Source organism: Brachyspira hampsonii 30446, from assembly GCF_000316195.1.
Classification (GTDB): domain Bacteria; phylum Spirochaetota; class Brachyspiria; order Brachyspirales; family Brachyspiraceae; genus Brachyspira; species Brachyspira hampsonii_C.
Genome location: NZ_JH994111.1, coordinates 218,651 through 243,691, shown reverse-complemented (window position 1 = coordinate 243,691; position 25,041 = coordinate 218,651). Strand labels below are relative to the sequence as shown.

General features: G+C 27.5%; 19 protein-coding genes and 1 pseudogene. 7 read left to right on the top strand and 13 right to left on the bottom strand.

The window, feature by feature from the left end:
* Positions 1 to 1,310, bottom strand: a pseudogene (locus tag A966_RS13575) (hypothetical protein); the annotation flags it as partial.
* A gap of 173 nt (positions 1,311 to 1,483) precedes the next feature.
* Here A966_RS13575 and A966_RS05935 point away from each other — a divergent pair.
* The 4 genes from A966_RS05935 to rbr all read left to right on the top strand — a co-directional run bounded on the left by A966_RS05935 (position 1,484) and on the right by rbr (position 5,289).
* Positions 1,484 to 2,878 (top strand): hypothetical protein, encoded by a 1,395-nt coding sequence (locus A966_RS05935; RefSeq protein WP_039955693.1) that lies wholly within the window; start codon positions 1,484 to 1,486, stop codon positions 2,876 to 2,878.
* A 9-nt stretch (positions 2,879 to 2,887) separates the two neighbouring features.
* On the top strand, positions 2,888 to 3,940 hold the full coding sequence (locus A966_RS05930; protein WP_008723552.1) for a lipase chaperone: 1,053 nt from the start codon (positions 2,888 to 2,890) through the stop codon (positions 3,938 to 3,940).
* Between the two features lie 169 nt (positions 3,941 to 4,109).
* Positions 4,110 to 4,706 carry a superoxide dismutase gene (locus A966_RS05925; RefSeq protein ID WP_008723550.1) on the top strand — a complete coding sequence of 199 codons (597 nt, stop codon included), beginning with the start codon at positions 4,110 to 4,112 and terminating at the stop codon, positions 4,704 to 4,706.
* Positions 4,707 to 4,752: 46 nt separating this feature from the next.
* Complete coding sequence (rbr, locus tag A966_RS05920) at positions 4,753 to 5,289, top strand: rubrerythrin (RefSeq protein ID WP_008723547.1); 537 nt, start codon at positions 4,753 to 4,755, stop codon at positions 5,287 to 5,289.
* 76 nt (positions 5,290 to 5,365) lie between these two features.
* Here rbr and A966_RS05915 read toward each other — a convergent pair whose 3' ends face one another.
* The gene (locus A966_RS05915) at positions 5,366 to 6,463 is read right to left on the bottom strand and encodes a hypothetical protein (protein ID WP_008723545.1); all 1,098 of its coding nucleotides are present in this window, start codon (positions 6,461 to 6,463) and stop codon (positions 5,366 to 5,368) included.
* A 293-nt stretch (positions 6,464 to 6,756) separates the two neighbouring features.
* Here A966_RS05915 and guaB point away from each other — a divergent pair, with 293 nt between their 5' ends.
* Positions 6,757 to 7,878, top strand: a complete 1,122-nt coding sequence (gene guaB / locus A966_RS05910; protein ID WP_008723544.1) for an IMP dehydrogenase — start codon at positions 6,757 to 6,759, stop codon at positions 7,876 to 7,878.
* A gap of 177 nt (positions 7,879 to 8,055) precedes the next feature.
* Positions 8,056 to 9,507, top strand: a complete 1,452-nt coding sequence (locus A966_RS05905; protein WP_008723541.1) for a SurA N-terminal domain-containing protein — start codon at positions 8,056 to 8,058, stop codon at positions 9,505 to 9,507.
* Between the two features lie 75 nt (positions 9,508 to 9,582).
* On the opposite strand, the gene A966_RS05900 is transcribed toward A966_RS05905, so the two are convergent.
* The 6 genes from A966_RS05900 to A966_RS05875 form a co-directional block, all read right to left on the bottom strand.
* The gene (locus A966_RS05900; RefSeq protein ID WP_008723538.1) at positions 9,583 to 9,951 is read right to left on the bottom strand and encodes a DMT family protein; all 369 of its coding nucleotides are present in this window, start codon (positions 9,949 to 9,951) and stop codon (positions 9,583 to 9,585) included.
* Between the two features lie 1,067 nt (positions 9,952 to 11,018).
* Entirely contained in the window at positions 11,019 to 12,824 is a 1,806-nt protein-coding gene (locus A966_RS05895) for a methyl-accepting chemotaxis protein (RefSeq protein ID WP_008723536.1), read from the bottom strand.
* Between the two features lie 248 nt (positions 12,825 to 13,072).
* On the bottom strand, positions 13,073 to 15,241 hold the full coding sequence (locus A966_RS05890) for a PTS transporter subunit IIABC (protein WP_008723533.1): 2,169 nt from the start codon (positions 15,239 to 15,241) through the stop codon (positions 13,073 to 13,075).
* Positions 15,242 to 15,615: 374 nt separating this feature from the next.
* Positions 15,616 to 16,413, bottom strand: a complete 798-nt coding sequence (locus tag A966_RS13425) for a glycosyltransferase (protein WP_176719996.1) — start codon at positions 16,411 to 16,413, stop codon at positions 15,616 to 15,618.
* Between the two features lie 45 nt (positions 16,414 to 16,458).
* Entirely contained in the window at positions 16,459 to 16,632 is a 174-nt protein-coding gene (locus A966_RS13570; RefSeq protein WP_176719995.1) for a hypothetical protein, read from the bottom strand.
* Positions 16,633 to 16,801: 169 nt separating this feature from the next.
* Positions 16,802 to 17,710 carry an SPL family radical SAM protein gene (locus A966_RS05875; protein ID WP_008723532.1) on the bottom strand — a complete coding sequence of 303 codons (909 nt, stop codon included), beginning with the start codon at positions 17,708 to 17,710 and terminating at the stop codon, positions 16,802 to 16,804.
* Between the two features lie 203 nt (positions 17,711 to 17,913).
* On the opposite strand from A966_RS05875, the gene A966_RS05870 reads away from it, so the two are divergent.
* Positions 17,914 to 19,176: an RNA-splicing ligase RtcB gene (locus tag A966_RS05870; RefSeq protein ID WP_008723530.1), complete on the top strand. Its 1,263-nt coding sequence runs from the start codon at positions 17,914 to 17,916 to the stop codon at positions 19,174 to 19,176.
* A 572-nt stretch (positions 19,177 to 19,748) separates the two neighbouring features.
* Here the strand turns inward: A966_RS05870 and A966_RS05865 are convergent.
* The 5 genes from A966_RS05865 to atpA form a co-directional block, all read right to left on the bottom strand.
* Complete coding sequence (locus A966_RS05865; protein WP_008723527.1) at positions 19,749 to 20,513, bottom strand: ankyrin repeat domain-containing protein; 765 nt, start codon at positions 20,511 to 20,513, stop codon at positions 19,749 to 19,751.
* A gap of 375 nt (positions 20,514 to 20,888) precedes the next feature.
* Entirely contained in the window at positions 20,889 to 21,647 is a 759-nt protein-coding gene (locus tag A966_RS05860) for an ankyrin repeat domain-containing protein (RefSeq protein ID WP_008723524.1), read from the bottom strand.
* A 126-nt stretch (positions 21,648 to 21,773) separates the two neighbouring features.
* A complete protein-coding gene (gene atpG, locus A966_RS05855) occupies positions 21,774 to 22,652 on the bottom strand; it encodes an ATP synthase F1 subunit gamma (RefSeq protein WP_008723523.1) in 879 nt (292 codons plus the stop codon).
* A gap of 28 nt (positions 22,653 to 22,680) precedes the next feature.
* Complete coding sequence (locus A966_RS05850) at positions 22,681 to 23,514, bottom strand: beta-1,6-N-acetylglucosaminyltransferase (protein ID WP_008723521.1); 834 nt, start codon at positions 23,512 to 23,514, stop codon at positions 22,681 to 22,683.
* Positions 23,515 to 23,518: 4 nt separating this feature from the next.
* Complete coding sequence (gene atpA, locus A966_RS05845) at positions 23,519 to 25,018, bottom strand: F0F1 ATP synthase subunit alpha (protein ID WP_008723519.1); 1,500 nt, start codon at positions 25,016 to 25,018, stop codon at positions 23,519 to 23,521.
* Positions 25,019 to 25,041: the final 23 nt, after the last annotated feature.

Below are 25,041 nucleotides of genomic sequence, written 5' to 3'. Positions count from 1 at the left end.
ATATTATTTAACTCTTTTTTCTCTTCCTCTAGGAATTTAGTCTGTTCTTCTTTAGATTCTTCTAATTTTGTATTTAAACTCTCTATCTCTTTTCTATGTTTGAATGAACTGTCTGATAATTTATTATTAATATCATTTATTAAATCATCATATTTTAAACTATTTATACTTAATGTATTATCTATTTTTTCTACAAAATCTTTTAAATCTGAATGATCTTTCTTTAAACTATCAATCTCATTATAATTTTTTAAATTCTGATCCAACATTAATGTACTAAATTGATTTTCTGCTGTAGAAAGTTTTTCATCATATAGAGATTTATATCTATCTACTTTTTCATTAATATCTTTAATATCAATTAATAAATTTTCATAATTTTTATTTAAATTTTCTTTTTCTTCTTCTAAGAGTTTAATTTGCTCTTCTTTTGATTCATATATTTTATTATTTAAACTTTCTATCTCTCTTTTGTACTCTTCTGAATGAGTTTCTAATTTATCATTTATATTATTAATATTATTTATTACTTCATCATATTTTGTATTATTTTCACTGATAGAGTTTTCTAAATCTTTCTGATTCTTTCTCAAATTAGAAAAATCTTTAAAATTTTTTAGATTCTGCTCCAGCATTATACTATTATAATTAGCATTATTTTTTTCTATCTTCTCATCTATAGTTTCAGTAATACAATTAGATAATTCTTCTTTAAGATTATTTAAGTTTTCTTTTTCTTCTTCTAAGAGTTTAATTTGCTCTTCTTTTGATTCATTTATTTTATTATTTAAACTTTCTATCTCTCTTTTGTACTCTTCTGAATGAGTTTCTAATTTATCATTTATATTATTAATATTATTTATTACTTCATCATATTTTGTATTATTCTCATTGATAGAGTTTTCTAAATCTTTCTGACTCTTTCTCAAATTAGAAAAATCTTTAAAATTTTTGAGATTCTGCTCCAGCATTATACTATTATAATTAATGTTGTTTTTATCTATTTTTTCATCTATCTTATCATCAACATTATTATACAATTCTTTTTTTAATTCATTTATAAGTTCATCATATTTTGAACTATCTTTATTTATAGTTTCCACTGCAAATTTTAATAAATCTTCATCTTGTAAAATCTCTTTAATAATATGTTTTTTTTCATTTTCTGATATTTTATCATTAGAAAAAATATTTTCTAAATCTTTTTCCAGCTTGTCTAGTCTTTCATAAATATCCACAATTTTATTATCAAGAGAATTTCCTCCATCTTCTATTAAATCTTTTTTTATCATATCATCATTTGCAGCCATTAAGATATTCCTCATTTTATTATATTATTATATTAATTACATAAAATTAAAACATAACAGTAAAATATCGTCATTATTATACTTATAATTTAAAATCAAAAAATTATTGTTGATATAATTTTATTTATGCTTTATACATGTATTCGTAAAAATATATGATTAGAGGTTTAATATTGGCTAAAGTATTAGGACAAACAACTCCTTTAAAAATAATGGCTGGAATATACAAAAGCGGCCGTCTACATCATGCATATCTTTTTTACGGAGATAAAGGAATTGGAAAATTTGAAAGTGCTTTAAACTATGCTAAAGCTATTTGCTGCGAGAGAGGAAATGGAACCTACTGCGATGAATGTAAATCTTGTAAAATGATAGATCAATATAAACATCCGGATGTTATAGTAGCAGCTACAGATGAAAGATTTAGAAATGCTGAGCTTTATTTTAATCAATATTTAGAATATAAACTTCCCCATTTATTTAATAATTTTTATACTTCATGCCGTTCTATACTGTATAAAGCAGAATCTATGCTATTTGACAGCTATGACAATTATCCTGTAAGCGAACCTAAAGAATATATGCTTGGAAGTAAAAAAGAAACTTCAAGATATGCTCTTATAGAACCTTATTATTTGGCTGCAAATTATACTTTAAATGAGTTAAATGCAGATAATGCCGAGTTTATAGATTCAATATTTAGAAATAAATCAAAAGAAGCCTTGAATATAGCTAAAAATAAAGGCGGAAAGAAAAAACTTTCAATAGAAGGAGATTTCTTCACTGCCTTAAAAAAAATATATTATAATATAATACATACTGTAATTCCTCTTGATACGGTAAGAAATATTATAGAATTAACATACAGAAAGCCGAGAATATCAAATAAAAGAATTATTATCATAGAAGGTATAGAATTAATGGATAAGAGGGCTCCTAACATATTTTTAAGAACTTTAGAAGAACCTTCGGACAATAATATATTTATTCTAATAACTTCAGATACTAATAAATTGGTTCAAGATGGTATGAAGCCTCTTCGTTCGAGAATGATGGAATTAAAATTTTCACCCTTATCAGAAAATACTTTAAGATCCATATTAATGAAGAGATTAAGGCTAAATGAGGAAAAAACAGCCCTTGCACTAGAAAATTCTTATGGAAGTGTTGCTAAAGCAGTGAAATATGTACTTGACAAAAAATCAAATACAAGCGATAATATATACAAAGTATTATTATCTTTTATGGACGCTGCATTAAATAATGTTCCGCCTCAAATAGCCTCCTTAACTTCCCTTTTGAGCGAAGGCGAATATGAGATTACGGATGCTATTATAGAAATGATAAATATCCTTAAAAAGTCTTTAGAAGATAAATACCTTGGAATAGAAAATAGAGATTATATATTTCCTAGTTCTATTTCAGATGAAAGTATTGTATGGACTATTGATGAATTAGATTCAGCAGTCAATATTCTAATGAATACAAATACTCAACCTAAAATGCTGCTTTATAAAACTTTAGGCAACATTTATATGTGGTTACACAATTATAATAAAAACTTATAGGAGTTATACATGAAAAAACTATTTCTTGTATTAAGCGTAATGATTCTAGCGTTAAGTTCAGCATACGCTCAGGATGAAACAGCAGCAGCAGAAACTACAGATACCGCTGCAACAGAACAAACTGCTGCTACAGATGAAAATCAAGGAGCTTCAGAAAATACTAATACTGTAAATGAAGTATCAGCTTTTGCACCTTCTTTTGTTGATTTAAGGAATACTGATGATGCTGCTCTTGATAAAGAGTACAATCTTCTTCAAACTAATCTTACTAAGATAAGAGAAGATTATTTATTCAGAGTTCTTTATAAAGCTAACAAAATATTAGAACGTTACACTAATGTTAATTTTATTGACACTAATGAAATGTTCTACAATGCTGTTTACTATTACGATTTAGTTGCTAATCCTATAGCTAATGATAATAATGTGGATATAGCTCTTTATGAATTAGATAAATCTTTCAGAATTTATGATGAAGTAAAACCTATTTATGAAATACTTGGAAAAACTAATGAATTGGCTCAGGCTGATTATGAATTAAATCTATATGCCGGAATATTTAATCTTTTCAAAGGTACTGCCGGATATTATGCAAAAAGCAGATATCATTTAATGAATGCGTTGAATAATGAAAAAGCAGGTCAGAATAATACTACTAATTTGATTATGTTAAATACTTATTTAGCAGGTGTTAACTATAACTTAGCTACTATCAATCAAAATAGCGATGTAAGTAAAGTTTATTTCCTAAATGAAATGTTCAATAATCTTTGGGATCTAACTACTTTAAAAACAGCTGATGAAAATATTAAAACTGCTAAATATAAATTATTGATAACTAAATACCATAAAGTATTATACACTACTTCTGATAGATTTAGAACTACATATTCTAAATATTATGATGAATTAGGATTTACTTACGGTAAAACAGAAGATGAAATATTAAGCAGAGAAAAAAGAGATGTTTACAAAGATTCTGAAACTGAATCTTCAGATACTGCCGCTGCAGAAACAACAACTACTACAGAAACAGAAACTGCTGGTGATACTGCTAATTAATAAAAAAATTGAGAAATAATTTAAAGGCATGCCATATTTTTGGCATGCCTTTATTTATTATTAATAGTAATTTTTACTAATAAAGTTTTTCTTTTATTTAATAAGTGCTTGACATTAATTTAAAATAGTTTATTATTATTACTAAAATAAAAATGAAGGAGTAAAATATATGTTTGATCTAATGAAATTACCTTACGGAAAGGAAGATTTAGCACCATATATGTCTTCCAACACATTGGATTTCCATCATGGAAAACACTTAAATACTTATGTAACTACTCTTAACGATTTAGTATCTAAGGATTCATCATTACAAGGAAAAAGCATTGAAGAATTAATTACTTTATCACATAACAATGCTGATAAACAAGCAGTATTTAATAATGCTGGTCAAGTTTATAACCATGAAGAGTTTTTCAAAATGCTTAAAAAAGATGCTGCTATACCTGCTGAAGTAAAATCAAAAATAGAAGCAGATTTCGGTTCATTTGATGCTTTCAAAGAAGCTTTCACTACAGGCGGTAAAACTCAATTCGGTTCAGGCTGGGTTTGGCTTGTTATGAATAATGGTAAATTAGAAGTTAGAAAATATGCTAATGCTATGAACCCTGTTGCTGATAAAGTACATGGTGTTTTAACTTGCGATGTTTGGGAACATGCTTATTATTTAGATTATCAAAACAGAAGACCTGATTTCTTAACTACTTTTGTTGATCATTTAGTAAATTGGGATTATGTTGCTGAAAGGATTAAACTTGCTAAATAATATAGTGTAAACTAATTATTTATATACACTTTTTAGGAGAATTAAAATGAAGGATTTAAAAGGTACAAAAACAGAAAAGAACTTAAATGAAGCTTTTGCCGGCGAATCTATGGCTAGAAACAAATATACTTATTTTGCTAGCGTAGCAAGAAATGAAGGTTATGAACAAATAGCTGCTATTTTCCTTGAAACAGCTGAAAATGAAAGAGAACATGCTAAAATCCACTTCAAATATCTTAACGGTATAGGCGATACACTTCAAAACTTACAATCTGCTTGGGAAGGCGAAAATGAAGAATATGAAAATATGTACCCAAGAATGGCTAAAGAAGCTACTGAAGAAGGTTTCGATGAAATAGCTCGTTCTATGAAATTAATCGGTGATGTTGAAAAAGAACATAGAGAAAGATATGCTAAATTAAGAGAAGCTGTAAAAAGCGGAAGCGTTTTCAAAAAAGCTACTAAAGTTCAATGGAAATGCAGAAACTGCGGTTTCATAGTTGAAAGTGAAGAAGCTCCTGAACTTTGCCCTGTTTGTAAACATGCTAAGAAATTCTTTGAAGTTCGTGTTGAAAACTTTTAATTTTTAGAATTTATATTGTATCAAAAATAAAAAAGAGAGAGAGAAATTATTTTCTCTCTCTTTTCTTTTTAACGAGTTAAGCTATTAATTTTATGTTATCAGATACAAAAGAAGAAAATATATCAAAAATTATAGGGTCTATTTTTACCTCTCTATCTAAATAGTTTTCTCTAATAAATAGCAATGTATTATCAATGCTAGAAGAACTATTAACCCTGTCAAACAAATCTATTATCTCAAGAACCTTAGATGGAAAATATGACACACTGTTAAATTTCAATGTATCATTATAGTCAAAACTTACAGCATAATCTAAATTATAATCTCCATTTGAATTTATTACTGTATTATAATAATTTAAAAATACTCCGCTGCCATATCCGTAATACTCATTATGAAGAGCAACTGTCAAAGATATATCATCATTATATCTTATAAAATGCTTCAAATAAGAATAGCATTTATCTGTATTATGATCTGTATTATAATTATTAAAAACATTTGCTATATCATGCCAAAATGCTGCTATAGAAATATTAATTATCTCATTAAATAACATATCTCTTAAACCATGTTTATATACATGCTCTAATTTAGATACATTTTTACTTATATTAAATTTTTTGAAAATACTTCTATAATAAGAAGCATATTTTTTACCAAATTTTTTTCTTATATCAATAACTATATTATTATGTATACTGTCATTATAATACTTTATAAATCTTACTACTGTAATGAATACTCTATTAGTATGGGATATAATATCATCATTATTTAGCGAATATTCTTTAAAATATAAATTAAGATCCTCACTATCCATTTTATTCAATAATTTTACTATAATTCTCAAACTTAAATCTATAACATCTTTAGAATACTTTAAGCTATTTCTAAATGACATATCTTTATTCTTTATAGAATTCATAACCATAATCAAGTCAATTCTAGCTATAATAGAAAGTTTTATCAAAATATAATAAATACTTTCAAAATCTTTTTCTGAAATGCTGCCCCTATTAGAATTAATTTCTTCTACCTCTTTAATCAAAGAAGATAAAAGTTCATTCTTTTTTAATTTACTAAAATTATTTAAAGTTAAATCTGTCTGATTAAAATAGTTCTTATATAAATCAAATAAATTATTATTATTTTCTTTTATTTCTGCATTCATAATTTACCCTCCTTATCAAGTAAACTTTCTTTACAATTATAGTATAATACAAACAATATTTTTTGTAAATATATTTTACTTAAAAATATAGAAATATATTAAAAATTTTACATTACATAATAGTTATAACATACATTTTATACACTTTTATACAAATTTATAAAAATAGAAAAATATAATCATAAACTATAAAAAAAATCATTGCAATTAAAGTATTTTTGTTATAGAATGTTTTATTAAAACATTTTGTATCTAAATTCATATCTAAAATTTAAAAAAGAGGAAAAATAATTATGCCTATTAATATTAAAGAAGCATTAACCTTTGATGATGTATTATTAGTACCAAAAGAATCAGACATTCTTCCAAAAGATGTAGTTTTAAGAAGAAAATTAACAAAAAAACTAACATTGAACACCCCATTAATAAGTTCTCCAATGGACACTGTAACAGAATCAAAAATGGCAATAGCAATGGCATTATGCGGAGGATTGGGAGTCATACATAAAAATATGCCTTTGGAACAGCAGGCAAAAGAAGTAGAAATAGTAAAAAGTTTTAAAGATATAGAAGACAAAGAAAAAGCTACTTTAGCAGAAGATGGTTCTTTAATAGCTGCTGCTGCTATAGGTATATCTGAAGACAGATATGAAAGAATAGAAAAACTTATAGAAGCAAAAGTTGATATAATAGTTATAGATACAGCACATGGACATTCAAAAAATGTACTTACTGCTATAAAAGAAATAAAAGATAAATACAAACAAGTTGAAGTAATAGCAGGTAATATTGCTACTGCAGATGGAGCTAAAGCATTAATTGATGCAGGAGTGGATGCCATAAAAATAGGAATAGGTGCAGGTTCAATTTGCACAACAAGAATAATTGCTGGTGTTGGAGTTCCGCAGCTTACTGCTATACATGACGCTTCTGAAATTGCTAAAAAACATAATGTAGGTGCTATTGCCGACGGAGGAATAAAATACTCTGGGGATATAGTAAAAGCATTTGCTATAGGAGCTGATGCTGTTATGGCTGGAGGATTATTCTCTTCTACTTATGAAGCTCCGGGAGATGTTATTATAATAGATGGTAAAAAATACAAGCCTTACAGAGGAATGGGATCTGTTGGTGCTATGATACATGGAAGCAAAGACAGGTATTTTCAAAGTGAGGTTATAAATAAATCAAAATTTGTGCCTGAAGGAATTGAAGGCGTTACTGAGTATAAAGGACATGTCGCTGATGTTGTATACCAAATAGTGGGCGGTATTCGTGCTGGAATGGGGTATATAGGTGCTAAAGATATACAGATGCTTCAGGATAAAGCTGAGTTTATAAGAATAACAAATCAAGGTTTAGCTGAAAGTCATGTTCATGATGTAAAAATTACTTCTAAAGCTCCTAACTATTAATAATAAAATAATATCTGATAATTTTATTTATACAATAAAGTTATCAGATTTTTTATCAATTTTATAAAGCAATAATAACCATAAATTTAATTTTATAAAAACTTGAATTTTTTAAACTCTTCTTATATAATTATTAAATTATAATCATTTTTTAATAAAGAATTAAGGATATATATAATGTCATCTAATAAAAAATTTGTACCTAAAAAGAAAAGTCCGGTAATAAAAACTTTACAATGGCTAGGAGTATCTGCTGTTTCAATACTTTTAATAGTTTATTTTTTAGTTGTAGATACAAGAGGAAGTCAAAGAACTCCTACAATAGGATCAGTTAATGGTACGCCTATATATTATACTAGTACAAGTCCTTATGGAAGAGCTTTTAATCAAATAGAAACTTATTATAAGGAAATGGGTTTGCAAATTAATAATGAAATGTATGGTTATATAGAAGATTTGGCATTTAGACAAGCTGTTTCTACGATTTTACTAAATGATATTGCTAGAAAAAATATTAATGTGAGCGATAATTTTATAGTTGAGGCATTGAAGAGCAAATTTATAGATACTAATGGTGTTTATAATCAAATGGCTTATGAATCATTTATTAAAAACTCCACTCAGTCTGATAAATTAAGAATAGAAAAAGATTTAAAAGAGGATATATTAGCACAAACAATTTATTCTGAGCTTTTTACAAGTATTAAAATAAATCCTCTTGATATTCAAAAAGAATATAAAAGAAATTTTACTAAAAGAGATATAGAAATGGTCTATATAGATGCTGCTGCAATAGTACAGGCAAATGAAATAGCTTCTAATGATTTAGAGAAATATTTTACAGATAATAAAACTAATTTTGCACAGGCTGATATTTCTTGGATAATATTAGAAAGTGGCGGGGTTGCTGATAATTTATATAAAACGCTAAAAGATGATATTACATTATTTGAGAAAAGTGCTTTAGAAAAAGGGCTTAATACTAATAATTATAAATTAGGTTATGTTACTAGAATGCAAATGCCTTCTGAAGATTTTGCTAATAAGATTTTTGCTAATAATACTGCTAAAGGAAGCAACCTTTTACAGCCTATATATGCTAATGGCTACTACTATATTGTATTAGTTAATGATATTAGAATACCTGAAAAATACACTGATGTTAATCAAAATGTATTAAGAAATGAGTATTTAAATGCTAATATTAATACTCTTTTAGAAGCCCAAAAAACTAAACAGGCAGAAGTATTAAAAGCTGCAGTTGCTGGTATTAATAATCTAGCAGCTTTAAATGGTAACGGATATATAAAATATTATAAGCCAGCAGAGCCTTTCTCTTATAATCAAGGAAGACTTAATACTGCTGAAGGAACTATTATACCTGACTCTTCAAGTGAATCTTTCTATATGCATGTATTCTCTATGCAGACTAATCAAATAAGCGATGTTATAAAATTGGATAATGGTGTTGCTGTTATAAGATTAATTTCTGAAGAAAAACCAAATATCGCTGATTTAAATTCTATTAATATAAATACCATTAAAAGACAGAGAATTAATAATATTCAATTAGAATGGGAAAATGAGCATATAGCAGAAGCTAGAGTAAAAAAGCATAATATAAGATAAAATTTATTATATTAATAAATAATAAAGAGGGCTTAAAAAAGTCCTCTTTTATTTTTAAAAAATTATTTTTTTTAACTACTTTTTAAATATAAAAAATACTGCTAATATCAAACATAAAAATCCTATAAAGTGATTTATTCTTAAAGTTTCTGTTTTAAAAAATACTACCGTAAAAATAGTAAATATAGTTAAAGTTATAACTTCCTGCATAACTTTAAGCTGCATAAGTGAAAAAGGTCCGCCGTTTCCAGAAAATCCTATTCTATTTGCCGGAACCTGAAAACAGTATTCAAATAATGCTATTCCCCAGCTTATTAATATTATGATAGGGAGTGATAGTTTTTCAAAGCCTTTTATTTGACTGAATTTTAAATGTCCGTACCAAGCAAATGTCATAAATGTATTTGACATAATAAGAAGTAGTATGGTTGTTATGGCTTTCATAATAATATTTTAATCCTCCATTTTTATTTTTTATTGATAAAATATTATAAATTATAAAAAATAATTTGCTATATCTATTTTTATAATTTAGAAAAAAATATTACCCCCTACTTATCATAGGGGGCATACAGTTTAATTAAATGAAGGTTATAAAATATATTGTATCAATTTAGGGATACAAAGTTGTTGACTAAAGCTAATTTATGTATGTTCTCTAACATTTGTTAGTATATTCTAACATATTTTAAATCTTTGTCAATACATAAAAACAAAAAAAATTATTTTTTTTATTATTATTACATACGCCCGCCCTTTTTCCTTAATAAATTTATATGCAGTTTTAACTACTCATTTCTTATAAACTAAATTAGAATATATAGCACCCGCCCAAGCTTAAATTAAATTTTCAAACTCTTTAACGCACGGTGAATAAAATTTATTATATAGCCTACATGTTATTATTAATTAATTTATATTTATAGTTTCATTCTGCGTGCGGTTTATAGATTGTAAATATAATAAAATTCTGGGTGGGTTTTATAATGACAGAAAAGACTACAAAAAAATGATATCTATAAACTCTAAAAAATACAATAAATATAAAGGGCGGGATTAAAAATAAATCAAAAAATATAAAGAAAAAATAATATATATATTAGACTTGTTTCAAAACTAAATTTATAAATTTTTAATTTAATATTTTTAAATTATAGTTGGGGCTTTGCTGCGAAGCACACAGTCGTGCACCGCTCTGCGTGCTTACGCAAAACCCCACTTCTTTTGCCGAATAGGCACCTACTCGGTGGTGACCCATACGAAGTACGCCTCGCTGTGCCTGCCGACGAAGTCCACCTTTGGTGTCGGTAGGCGAAAGACTGCATATTTACATACTAAAATAATAGGTTATAAAACATGTAAGACATTATTTTATAATTGACTATTACTAATTTTTTTATATATAATTTTGTCAAGTAGTTTTGAAACAAGTCTATTACTATTATATATTTCTAAATAATACATAAAAAGAAATGACTGTAAAAGCCATTTCTTTTTATGATTATTATATGTTAAAACCTAAAATTATTAATCTGATCAACCATATCTTCTATTTTTGCTCTCACTTCTTTTGCCGAGCTAGCATTTGCCTCTGCTAAATTACTATTTTCACCGGTAATAGAATTAAGCTGTCTTACAGAAACATTAATTTGATTTATACTGTCAGCTTCTATAACAGCTCTCTCAGATATAGAACTTAATTTAGTAAGCATATCCTGTGCTAAAGATTCTATATCTCCAAGTATTTTTGAAGAGTTTTCAACTGCTTTATTTCCAGCCTCTACTTTAGCTAAAGCATCATTAATAGTATTTGTAATATTTTTTGCAGCTTCATCAACATTCTGAGCTAAAGAGCGTATCTCACTTGCCACTACCGCAAAACCTTTACCTTGCTCACCAGCTCTTGCTGCCTCAACCGCTGCATTCAATGCTAATATATTTGTCTGAAAGGCAATAGACTGTATAAGTTTTGTCATCTCTGATATTTTTTTACTAGATTCAGATATCTCACTCATACTGCTTATAATTTCTGAAGAGGATTCTACTCCTATTTTAGTAGCATCTGCCACTTTTACACTCATATCTTTAGCATCATTAGACTGAATATTTGTTTCATCAAGTGATGCTGATAAAGATTCTATTAAGCTAGATAGTTCTTCAAGCGAAGAAGCCTGAGTATTAGTTCGGTCAGATAAATTTGTACTTCCATCTGAAACAGTATCTATTTCATTATTAATGAAATTCAAAGATTCCTGTAAAGAATGTATAGAGTTTCCAAGAGATTTCTGCATATTCTGTATAGAATTAACTAAAACACCTGTCTGGTCAGATTTTTTTAATAATTTATCCTCAAAAACAGCATTAAAATGCTTATCTGTCATATTTTTAATAACATCTATAGCTCTGTCTAATGTCTGAGATAATGGTGTAACATTCAGCATAACAAGTATAAACTCAATTAATAAAAATCCGATAGCAACCACAACCATTATAATAGAAAGTGTAGTAATTTTATTATTAAGACTAGATGCACTTCCATTTCCAACTAAAATCCAAGGAGTATTTGGTATATCATATACAGCTGTCCATGTAGATTTACCAATATTAAAAGCATAATCTGAACCATTAAGCCTAGGAGCATTAAGCTCTGTATATATAGTTCTTTGTTTATTAAAAAGCAAAGAGTTATCAGAATATGTAACGAACTGACCATCTTCTAATGATATATAGTATTTGCTATCGCTATTACTAAGCAAAAGCTCAGATATTTTCTTAAAAGATATATCTATACCAATTACGCCTATAAAAGCACCATTTAATGTTACGCCTTTGGATATAGTTATGACTGTTTCTTTACTTTCAGCATCTATATATGGAGAGCTAATAAATATTGTAGAAGGATCTTTCTTAGCTTCTGTATACCATTCTCTAGTAGTTTGGTCAAAACCTTCTATATTATCACCATATACTATTACTAATAATCCTCCGTCTTTATATGACACTGTACCGCTAAAATGTATATTCTTTATTTCATCTTTCATACCTTCCAACTTTTTAAAAGAATTAAGCATTTGAGTATAATCAGTTTCATAAGTACAATATGATGCTAAAACTTCTATTTGTGAATAGAAATAATTAAGCCAAGTAGTAACTGATGTCTCATTTTTATACATATTTGATTCTATCTCAGCAGAAAATTCTTTTTTATATCTAGGAATGAAATATGAAAGCAAAGCCATAACTATAACTAGTATAAAAATAGCAAATGGAAGTAAAAATTTAAGCATTAATATATACTTTTTTTTATTATCATTCATAAATAATTCTCCAAATATTTTAATTATTAGATATAAATTATGATTAAACTTTTTTATCTTCAATTATAATAAGTCAGCATTTCTCTGTAACAATATCAAATATTATTAATTAATAATAAAAAAATTTATATTAAATAATATAATAATAAAATAAAAAAAATGCAATAAAAAAAATAAAATAAAAAATAGGAGAGCTAAATTAATAACTCCCCTAATTATCATATTATTTATTTTTTATTATTTATTTTTTATTTTTTTACTTCAATTAGATCATCGCCTACATTAATAGAATGTACATTAACGGCAGTAACTTCTGTATAATCATCAGAATTTGTAACTATAACAGGAGTAAGTGTAGGATATCCAGCTCCTCTTATTTTTTCAATATCAAATTCTAATAATAAATCACCTTTCTTAACTTTTTGACCTTCTTCTATATGTGAAATAAAGTAAGCACCGCCCAATTGTACAGTATCCATACCAACATGTATAAGTAATTCAATTCCATTATCAGAAGTTAAACCTATAGCATGTTTTGTTGGGAAAGCTGTTTCTATAATACCATCATAAGGAGCATACACTTTTCCTTCTGTAGGTTCAATGGCTATACCTTTACCCATAGCACCGCTTGAGAATGCCTCATCTTTAACGCTTTCTAATTTTATTATGTTGCCTTTTATAGGAGAATAAACCTTATCAACTGAAGAAGATGATGCTTTATTTTCAGATTTTTTATTTTCTTCTTTCTTTTCTTCCTGTTTGACTGTTTCTGCTGCAGTATTTGCTGTATTAACAGATACTTCTTCATCGCTTATAGGATCATGAAGATAATCTTCAAGTCTTGATTTTATTACAGTAACTTTAGGACCGTATATTACCTGTATACCATTACCTTTTTTAATAATGCCAGCAGCACCGCTTTGTTTTAATAAAGCGTCATCAACTTTAGAAGCATCAAATACAGTTATACGAAGTCTTGTAGCACAGCAATCTACATCGCTTATATTTTTCTTTCCGCCAAGTCCGGCTGTTATTAATGGAGCTTCTTCATATTGTGAAGCTGGAGATGCTTCGCCTTCTTTTCCAGCATTTTTAGCAGCTTCAACATCAGATCTTCTATATAGTTTAGGTTCTTCTGTATCTGGTTCTCTTCCAGGTGTTTTCCAATCGAATTTTTTAATCAAAGCAGAGAATAAGAAATAGTAAACAAAGAAATAAACTGCACCAACTATTACTATCCATATCCAATTAGTTTTAGCATTACCTTGTATTATACCAAATAATAATAAGTCTATGAAACCGCCTGAGAATGTCATACCTACTGTAACATGGAGTATATGCATAAGCATGAAAGATACACCAGCAAGTACACAGTGAATAGCATAGAATATAGGAGCTACAAATATAAATGTAAACTCTATAGGTTCAGTAATACCTGTAAGCATAGCTGTTAGGGCAGCAGAAAAAAGCAAAGCACCTACTACCTGTTTTTTCTCAGGTCTTGAAGTTCTATACATAGCCAAAGCAGCACCAGGCAAACCAAATATCATAAATGGGAATTTACCTGTCATAAAACGAGTAGCTTCAACACTAAATGCTGTTGTTGTAGGAGAACCTAACTGAGCAAAGAATATGTTCTGAGCACCTTCTACCAAATTGCCGTCTATCATCATAGTACCGCCTAAAGAAGTCTGCCATAATGGAGTATAGAATACATGGTGAAGTCCGAAAGGTATTAATGCTCTTTCTATTATACCATAGAATAAAGTACCTATATAACCAGAACCGGCTATTAAATCACCTAATTTATTCATAACAACCTGTACAGGAGGCCATACATAGTACATCAATATACCTACTACCAAAAATACTATAGAAGATATTATAGGAACAAATCTTGTACCGCCAAAAAATGACAATACTTGAGGAAGCTCTATATTATAATATTTGTTATGCAAAGCAGCTACTCCAAGACCTACTATAATACCGCCGAATACACCCATTTGAAGTGATAGTATACCTACAACATTTGCAGTAGAACCAGCCAATAATTTATCAGCTCCGCCCATAACTGTTATCATTTTACCTATAGAAGCATGCATTACAAAAAATGCTATAGCTCCAGATAAAGCAGCAACCTCTTTCTCTTTTTTTGCCATACCTATAGCTACACTCATAGCAAATATAATAGGGAGGTTTCCAAATATTATATTACCCGCCTCGCTTAATACTGATAATATATCATAAGCTATTGTACCCGGACCCAAAATACCCATTAAATTATAGGTTTCGAGCATTGTAGTATTTGTTAATGAACTACCTATACCTAAAAACAAACCTGCTACAGGAAGTACAGCTATAGGAAGCATGAACGATCTTCCTACCCTTTGCAGTACACCGAAAATTTTATCCTTCATATAAAGAACTCCATAGTATAAAATATATTTTTTGATAAGAATATGAGACATGATAAAATAAAGTATTATGTATACTAATATCACATATAAACATCAATTCTTATTATAAGTATAATAAATTTTTTTATAATTGTATATATTTTTGTCAATAATTTTTGAAATTAATAATATATCTATATTTATTCCATTATAGAAATTTAATATTTTATTTAATAACATTTAAAACAAACTATGCTATTCTTCCATAACTTTATTCTTGTACCTATTATAAACACTGTCTTCTGTGTTAAGTTCTTCTTTAGTCTTATATGTGATATTGGATTTTTATTCTAATACTTCTATTTTGAGTATAGTTATAATTAAAAATTATGCCTTTATATAATTTTAATATTACTCATATTTTTCATAATTTCATCTATATCTTTAATAATATTTTTTCTTATTTTATCTCTCATCTTTTTGAAAGGTATAATCCATACCATTTTATCAACTATTTTGCATAAAGCCATTCTAGTTCTATTGATAGATAATATTTCCATATATTTTATAGTATTTTCTTTGAAAAAAGGAGTTAAAGAAAAATATTCCCAAAACTTATAATAATATTCATTTATTTCTCCATTAAATCCATAATTTAATGGCTTGCCATCTCCAGCAAAATACCCTGAAATTATAATTTTCTCTGTACCATTATTTAAATCTGTTTTTAAATCCAAATAAACATTGTTTTCTTTAAATAAATATAAAAATATATGCTCTTCTGTATGTATTAAATTAATATATTTATCTATACATTCATCAATTTTATTATAGTAAGATTCTTCAGTAAATATTTCTTTTATTCTTTTTATATTAAAAAATAATACCTGACCAAATATATAATCATATTCAGGTTTTTTATAACCTATATCTAACATATACTTATATAAATTTGGATACAATTTTTTTAAGTATTTAAAATATGAAATTTGAGAAACAAAAGAGCAATTAGATATATCTATGTCAAATATATAATCAAGACTGCCTAAAACTATAGAATCAGCATCTATAAATAATACATTATCTAAATCTTTTAATATAATTGGAATATCCAATTTAATAAAAACACTGTAATGCCATACTGGATCACCATTTTTTTTGAATGTTTCCTGCCATTTTTTATATTTTTCCACATTATCATAATTTGGCTTATAAAACTTTATTTCAAAATCTTTAATCTATTTAAGCATCAATAATTTATTTTTATTTTCTTCTACAATACCATCTTCAATAATATGAAAGCAAAAATTATCATTTTCAGAAGAGTTTTTTAATATTGAAACTATTAATGTAGCAATATACTCTACAAATTTATCGTCTGAAATTAAACATATATTCATTACTTTATTCACTTATAAACTCCTATTCCTAAGTTAAATACAAAAATCGACACCACTATTTTATATAACAGTATAGAGTTTATAACTTTTATAAAATATTTTTTAGTCAATCTGTACATAATAATTCCTATAAAATAATGTTTAACTATTATAACAATAACATATAAAAATACAATATATCTTAAAACAAACTAGGCTCTTCTTCCAGCACTTTATTTTTGTATCTATTATAAACACTGTCTTCTGTATTAAGTTCTTCTTTAGTCTTGTAAGTTATATTATATTTTTCTTCTAATGCCTCTATTTTTGAGTATAATTTTTCTTTGTATTCATCTTTTAAAAGTCCGTCATTTCCGTAAATGTACAAATATTTTTTATAATGCTCTGGAAATGTACGCCTAACAAAGTTTAGATATATCTTTCTGCATTCGCCTCTTAATTTAAGTACATCTGTCGCACAATAGTCTATATTATATTCTTTTACTTTTTTAAAAATATTTTCTACTTGATTTTCTGTAATAAAAGGCATGACAGGCATAGTATGAACTGCCGTTATAGCCTTAGTTTTTTTAAACTCTTTTAATATATTTAATCTTCTCTCTGGGCTTATAACATTAGGCTCTATTAAAGAAGATAATTTCTCATCTAATGCTGTTATGGTAGTTGCTATTCTTACAGGTACTATACTTGAAAGCTCATCTATCAAATCAAAATCTCTCAATATCAAATCGCTTTTTGTGGATATACACATTGGTGTTTTATATCTTATTAAGAGTTTTAAAACATCTCTCATAAGTTTATAATCTTTTTCCGCTTCCTGATAATTGTCTGTAACACTTCCTAGATTAATGATATCTCTCTTCCAATTTCTTGATGATAATTCTTTTTCTAATACTTCTGCAATATTCTTTTTTACAAATATTTCTCCGAAAAAATCTTTTGAATTAATATATTTATGAGAATACACGGCAAAACAATAATAGCATTTATGAAGACAGCCTCTGTAAATATTTAAATCATAGCAAAATCCATATTCATTGTCTATTTTATTTAAAGCCGATTTGCAGTTAATCTCTCTATATTTAATCATATAATTCATCTCTCTATAATAATATATTAAAACATTGTATTTATATATAATACTGTATATTAATATTTTTATCAAGTATGGTTTATTAAATAAAAATAAAATTTTACAAAGTTCAAAATTTCTAATATATAATATAAATTACAATTAATAACATTATAATAATTTATAATATTATTAATGGTTAAAGAAAGGAGTATACTTTCATGATAGAGTTAAAAGGAAAATACAATAAAGACTGCAAAATATTTACTGATAATATTGATGAAGAGTCTTATTCTTTGATTTATAATATTTTAAATGAAAAAGCAAGCGAAAATGTAAAAGTTAGAATAATGCCTGACACTCATGTTGGAAAGGGTATAGTAATAGGTTTTACGATGCCTTTGACTGACAGAGTTAATCCTTTTCATATAGGTGTTGATATAGGCTGCGGAATGCTTACTTCAAAATTAAATGATAATATAAAAAATATTGAGCTTGAAAAAATTGATAAAACTATCAAACAAAATATTCCTATGGGTATTAAAACTCATAAAAAAAGTAATTATTCATTTTTTAATGTCAAAGAATTAAATGAAATTATGAGAAATTTTATAATTGCTTATAATAAAAGATATAATACAGACTTTGCACTCTTTGAAATAGATAATGACTATATAGAAAAATTATGCCAGAGAATAGAAATGGATTTAGAAAAGTTTCATAACTCTATAGGAACATTAGGAGGAGGAAATCATTTTATAGAAATAGGAAGCTCCATAAATAATGATTACTTTCTCACTATACATTCAGGATCAAGAAATTTCGGAACAATGGTATGCGAATATCATGTAAGAAAAAATAAAAAAAGAATAGAAGAAGCAAAAGATTTTTTAAATAGTGTGAATAATGCTAATGATAAAACAACAAAAGAATATAATGAGTATAATGAAATAGTAAGAAGCGGAGATTATATATATGGTAAGGCTATGTTTGAATACTGTATTGATATGGTAATAGCTCAGTATTATGCCAAAATCAACCGAGAGGCTATGCTTAATATTATAAAAGATTCTCTTAATATAAAATTAGAAGATACTTTTTCATCTATACATAATTTTATAGATTTTGAAGATTTTATAATAAGAAAAGGTGCTATAAGAAGTTATAAGAAAGAAAAAATGATAATTCCTTTTAACATGCGTGACGGTATACTAATATGTGAAGGAAAAAGCAATGAGGATTGGAATTTTTCAGCACCTCATGGGGCAGGAAGAGTGCTTTCAAGAATGCAGGCAAGAAAACAAATAGACATGAAAGATTTTATAGAATCCATGAAGGGTATTTATTCAAGCAGCATATCAAAAAATACTTTAGATGAAGCTCCTCAGGCATATAAAGATTCAAAGGAAATAGAAAAATCAATAATGCCTACAGCAGATATAATAGACAGATTAAAACCTGTACTCAATATAAAAGCATCTTAAAAATAAAAATATAAAAAAATAATATTTAATTTTTAGACAAATATTTACTGAGTATTATAAAAAGTATCAATATACTTATATTCCTGAGAGCATTCTTAAAAATGAGTGCAGATAAAAGCTATTACTATATTTTTTATTTAGTTAAACAAAATTTAAAACCTAATAAAAGCTTGGGCGGGTGCTAAAATTTCTAAGTATATTAATAAATATAATTAAAGTTAAATTTTTTGATAAAGTTATAAAGAATAAAGGGCGGGGTATGTAAATTAAGTTTTAAAACTTATTTTCACTCCCCACCCTTTAGGCTTATAATTTTAATCTGCTATTTTTGTCTCATTTTATTTTTAACTCTACACTGTTATTTCTGCTGCCCACCCTAGATTTATTTAAATTTATTGCTTACACAACGCACGAAGAATTTTATTTATAAAATTATAGAAAATAAAAAATATAATGAATTGATAGATAAAAGCCTATTCACCGTGCGTTATATTCATTATTAAAAAATATTATAAAAGTAAACTTTCCAGATGCTCACAATTTTTATAAAATAACTCATTTATTACTAAAAATCATTCCTCTGCACCTAATTCTTTTAACTTTTCTATAGCTTCATCTTCAGAAGCATAATATAAAACTCCGTCTCCGTCCTCATCTGTACTATTTATATCCATACCCAAATCCCTAACCAAATATTCAAACACTTCTACATTGTCATTCAAAGCAGCCATATGAAGCCCATTTGCATCATAAATATTTTTAGAGTTTACCACATCAGGATCATACTGCACAAGCATTTTTATAACATCAACATTTCCTGTACCGCAAGCCCATAAAAAAGCATTCCAGCCGTCATCATCTTTTACATAAGGGTCTGCCCCATTATCAAGTAAATATTTCATTATACCCAAATCTCTGTAAAATACGGCAAATATCAAAGGTGTAGCACCATTAGCAGAATAGCTGTCATTCATAAAATCGCTGTATATGCTATCATCTCCATAATAAGACTCATCAATATCTCCGCCATCTTCTATTAATTCCTGTACTCTTTTTAAACTATGATTTTCTATAGCCTCAAATATATCATAGTCCTCGCTGTATTCTCCTTCTTTTCTATTGCCGTAAGAAAAAGCAGAATTCATACTAACATATTTACCCTGTATCTTTACAACATTAGTATAAGTTTTATGATAAATATTATCTGGATTACTTACATACACAGAATTATTGCTTATGCTTACACTAGCCTCTTCTTTTTTCTTGCATGATATAATAAAAATAATTGATAATAAAGAAATTAACAATATAGTTTTTAACACTTTTATTCTTTTCATAAACACCGCCGTATAGTAATTAATAATTTGTGAAGTATTATACAATAAAAGCAAATTATTTTCTATTATTATTAATAAAAAATTGTTCGCTAATTGAGTCTAGCAAATGAATTTGCTAGACGCTCACAATTTTTTATAGATTATTAATAAAAAATTTCCTCATTAAAAAATTAAAAAATCTCGCTTTAAGGCTCTAGCAATGATATTGCTAGACGCTCGATTTTTTAATCTACTCATCTTAAAACGCTCACAATTTTTTATAGATTATTAATAAAAAATTGCTTCATCAAAAAATTAAAAAATCTCGCTTTAAGGCTCTAGCTATTTTATAGTTTATTCATCTTAAAAATATATTAATGTATTACACAATTTATATTATTTGGCACCAAGTTCTTTTAACTTATCTATAGCCTCATCTTTTTCAGCATAATACAAAACTCCAGCACCGTCCTCATCTGTACTGTTTATATCAATACCTAAATCCCTAACTAAATATTCAAATACCTCTGTATTATTATTCAAAGCAGCCATATGAAGTCCGTTTTCATCATAGACATGTGTAGAATTAATTAAATCAGGATAAAACTTTACAATCATTTTTATTACATCAACATTTCCAACAACGCAAGCCCATAAAAAGGCATTCCAATTGTAAGGGTAATCATCTTTAGTATAAGGATCAGCACCTTTATCAAGCAAATATTTCATTATACCCAAATCTCTATAAAATATAGCAAACATTAAAGGAGTAGCTCCGTCAAGATAATAATAATCATTGAAAAAATCGCTATATTTTCTCTCACCGCTATAAGTTTGATTTATATCTTCACCTTCTTCTATTAATTCCTGTACTCTCTTTAAGCTATGATTTTCTATAGCTTCAAATATATCATAGTCTTCACTGTATTCTCCTTCTTCTCTATCAGCATAGGAGATGGAAGAGTTCATATTAACAAATTTACCCTGTATCTTTACAACATTAGTATAAGTTTTATGATAAATATTATCTGGATTACTCACATACACAGAATTATTACTTATACTAACCTCTTCTTTTTTCTTGCATGATATAATAGAAATAATTGATAATAAAGAAATTAAAAATATAGTTTCTAACACTTTTATTCTTTTCATAAACACAGCAATATAGTAATTAATACAATTTGAAATATTATAGCATAATGATTAAAGAATTAAAAATAAAAAAATACCACTCATAAAATATATGAATGGTATTAATTTTCTATTATCAAAAATAAATTATATAGCCTCAGAACCGCCTATAATATCAAGAAGCTCATTAGTAATATGTTCCTGTCTTGCTCTGTTAGCTTTATTTTTAAGGTCTGTCAATAATCTCTCAGCATTGTCAGTAGCATTTCTCATAGCAATAGAGCGTTCGGCATTCTCTGACAAAAATGAACTTGTAAGCATAAAATAGAAATATGTTTTTATAGCCATAGGTACAACTTCTTTAAGTACATCTTCTACATTAGGCTCTATTACATATTCTAATTTTTTCTTAATTTTATGTCCCTCAATATCCTCTTCATCGGGTATCATAGGAATCAAACTTTTAATTTTAGGTATATGTACAACTCTGGTATAATACCTAGTATATATAACCTCTACCCTAGAAGCATTATCAACTGCATATTCATGCATGAAACGCTGAACTACTGTAGCACAATCATCAAAAGTAGACTCTTCATCTATACGAGGATATTTTCTGGCTATTGGTATGCCCTGCTTTTCAAAATATGCCTCGCCCTTTTTACCAAGTACATGAAGCTGAACTTCCCTTCCATGTCTATGATGATGCCTGATTCTCTCCATAGCTTCATCAAAAATTTTAGTATTATACGAACCGCATAATCCTCTGCTTGAAGTTACAACAAAAAGTATAATATTTTTTATTTTCTTTTTAGGAGCAAGAAGCGGATGCACATGATCCATATCAGAATGCGAAAGATCCTCTACTATTCTGTTGAGTTTTTGAGTAAAAGGACGCATGCCCTGCTCTACTGCAAGTATTTTAGCTGTTCTAGATCTTGCTATCATATCCATAGTTTTTGTTATTTTATGTGTGCTTGATATAGCTTTAATTCTTGATTTTAATACATTAAGTTTCTCTGCCATAATAAAAACTCCAAATTATTAGAATTTTTCAACTTTCTAAATCTTTATATAATCTATCAATTATATCATTATCAATATTTTCATCAAACTTACGGGCAAATAAATTGTCTTTAATATTATTTTTTAATTTTTCATAATCTTTCATCTGCAAATTTATAGGGGTCCCTACCCCCCATATAAGATACCTTAAACAATCATTTACACAATTATCTTTGAATTTACTGCTCATTAATATAGACTGAAAAAAAAACTCATCACTTCCCCAAGTATAATTAAATCTTTTTAAGTATTCAGGATTTTTTTCTACATATTCAAGTATATATTTAATAGCATTATTAGTTAAATTCCACCACTGAGAACCATAGTATATATTTTCAGGTGTTGTTCTTTTGATAAAAGAAATATTAGATATAGCCTCTCTAAATCTTCTGCTTAATAACTTTCTGTATATTTTACCAAAATTATAAGCATTAAGTCTAAATGACATTTCTTTATACATATCCTCGTAATTTCTAATATTTTCAAATGAAGTAAATTCCTTATCTTTATTTTCATCAAAAAAATCAATAATTTCTTTATTAGTTTTTAAAGGAATATCCTGTCCGCTTATAAAAATATACCTGTCATAATTATTTTTATGAGCCTCTCTAATTAAAAATAATGTCGCTATAACTAAACTTACTCCGCCATGATAAGTTTTAATTTTTTTATAAACTTTAACATTATCAAAACTTTTTATATTTAAATTAGCTCTTTTATCTATATGCACATAAATATCAAAATCTTTTTTAAGATGATTAATTAGTCTTAATAATTGATTATGATTTTTATGTGCTAATATTAAAAAACAAATTTTACTCATATATTTAGAATTTAGACTTAAACTCTTCTATAACATTATAAAGTTCGTCCATATCTTCTATATCCTTTTTCTCTCTGATATTATCAAGTACACTAGGCTTATCGGCTTTAATATACTGAATGAGCCTCCATTCAAATTCATGAACTCTATCAACTTCAATATTATCTAAAAAGCCTTTAGTAGCTGCAAATATAACAATAACCTGTTCTTCAAAAGGCATAGGACTGCACTGTTTCTGTTTTAATAACTCAACCATTTTAGCACCTCTGTCAAGCTGTGCCAAAGTAGCCTTATCAAGCCCAATACCAAGCTGAGAGAAAGCCTCTAAAGATCTGTAAGAAGCAAGATCCAACCTCAAAGTACCGGCAACCTTTTTCATAGCCTTAGTCTGAGCATTACCTCCTACACGAGAAACTGATATACCTACATCTATAGCAGGACGAACACCGCTCATAAACAAACTAGTAAGCAAATATATCTGTCCGTCAGTAATAGAAATAACATTCGTAGGAATATAAGCAGATACCTCATTATCCTGAGTTTCTATTATAGGAAGAGCTGTTAAAGAACCGCCTCCTAATTCATCACTAAGTTTAGCTGCTCTCTCAAGAAGTCTTGAATGCAAATAGAATACATCGCCCGGAAAAGCTTCCCTTCCAGGAGGTCTTCTTAAAAGTAATGATATCTGCCTGTATGCATTAGCCTGTTTAGTTAAGTCATCGTATATAATTAATGTGTCTTTTTTCTGTTCATACATGAAGTACTCTGCCATAGCACATCCTGCATAAGGAGCTATATAAAGAAGCGGAGCAGAATCAGCTGCAGTAGCAGCAACTACTATGGTATAATCTAATGCCCCATGCTGTCTTAATGTATCAACAACACCGGCAACAGTAGAAGCCTTTTGCCCTATAGCTACATATACACATATAACCCCTGTTCCTTTTTGATTGATTATAGCATCAAGAGCAATAGAAGTTTTACCTGTACCTCTGTCGCCAATAATAAGCTGTCTTTGTCCTCTTCCTACAGGAGTCATAGAGTCAATAGCCTTAATTCCTGTTTGAAGCGGCTGTTTTACCGCCTGCCTATCAGCAATACCCGGAGCCGGAAACTCTATCACCCTTCTTTTATCAGTAGTAACTTCTCCATGTCCGTCTATAGGAACTCCCAAAGGATTAACAACTCTTCCTAAAAGAGCTTCTCCTACAGGTACTTCTAATATTCTTTTAAGTCTGCTGACTTTACTTCCCTCTTTAATACCGTAATAATCACCCAAAACTATAGCACCAATGGTTTCTTCTTCCAAGTTAAAAGCAATACCTACAGAACCGCATTCAAAAAGTATCATCTCATTAGCCATAACATGTGGAAGCCCAATAATTCTCGCTATGCCGTCTCCAACTTCTACAACTACTCCAACTTCATTAGGAGTAAAATCAGCTTTATAATTCTTAATTTCCTCTTTAAGAACTGCTGCAATTTCACTAGCTTTTATATTCATAAAAAATCCTCAAAATATAAAAA

Bases quoted from the DNA above. Each gene is read 5' to 3' on its own strand.
- A966_RS05930 (WP_008723552.1), top strand. From the start codon at position 2,888: ATGAAAAAACTATTTCTTGTATTAAGCGTAATGATTCTAGCGTTAAGT.
- A966_RS05925 (WP_008723550.1), top strand. From the start codon at position 4,110: ATGTTTGATCTAATGAAATTACCTTACGGAAAGGAAGATTTAGCACCA.
- rbr (WP_008723547.1), top strand. From the start codon at position 4,753: ATGAAGGATTTAAAAGGTACAAAAACAGAAAAGAACTTAAATGAAGCT.
- A966_RS05915 (WP_008723545.1), bottom strand. From the start codon at position 6,463: ATGAATGCAGAAATAAAAGAAAATAATAATAATTTATTTGATTTATAT.
- guaB (WP_008723544.1), top strand. From the start codon at position 6,757: ATGCCTATTAATATTAAAGAAGCATTAACCTTTGATGATGTATTATTA.
- A966_RS05905 (WP_008723541.1), top strand. From the start codon at position 8,056: ATGTCATCTAATAAAAAATTTGTACCTAAAAAGAAAAGTCCGGTAATA.
- A966_RS05900 (WP_008723538.1), bottom strand. From the start codon at position 9,951: ATGAAAGCCATAACAACCATACTACTTCTTATTATGTCAAATACATTT.
- A966_RS05895 (WP_008723536.1), bottom strand. From the start codon at position 12,824: ATGAATGATAATAAAAAAAAGTATATATTAATGCTTAAATTTTTACTT.
- A966_RS05890 (WP_008723533.1), bottom strand. From the start codon at position 15,241: ATGAAGGATAAAATTTTCGGTGTACTGCAAAGGGTAGGAAGATCGTTC.
- A966_RS05875 (WP_008723532.1), bottom strand. From the start codon at position 17,710: ATGATTAAATATAGAGAGATTAACTGCAAATCGGCTTTAAATAAAATA.
- A966_RS05870 (WP_008723530.1), top strand. From the start codon at position 17,914: ATGATAGAGTTAAAAGGAAAATACAATAAAGACTGCAAAATATTTACT.
- A966_RS05865 (WP_008723527.1), bottom strand. From the start codon at position 20,513: ATGAAAAGAATAAAAGTGTTAAAAACTATATTGTTAATTTCTTTATTA.
- A966_RS05860 (WP_008723524.1), bottom strand. From the start codon at position 21,647: ATGAAAAGAATAAAAGTGTTAGAAACTATATTTTTAATTTCTTTATTA.
- atpG (WP_008723523.1), bottom strand. From the start codon at position 22,652: ATGGCAGAGAAACTTAATGTATTAAAATCAAGAATTAAAGCTATATCA.
- A966_RS05850 (WP_008723521.1), bottom strand. From the start codon at position 23,514: ATGAGTAAAATTTGTTTTTTAATATTAGCACATAAAAATCATAATCAA.
- atpA (WP_008723519.1), bottom strand. From the start codon at position 25,018: ATGAATATAAAAGCTAGTGAAATTGCAGCAGTTCTTAAAGAGGAAATT.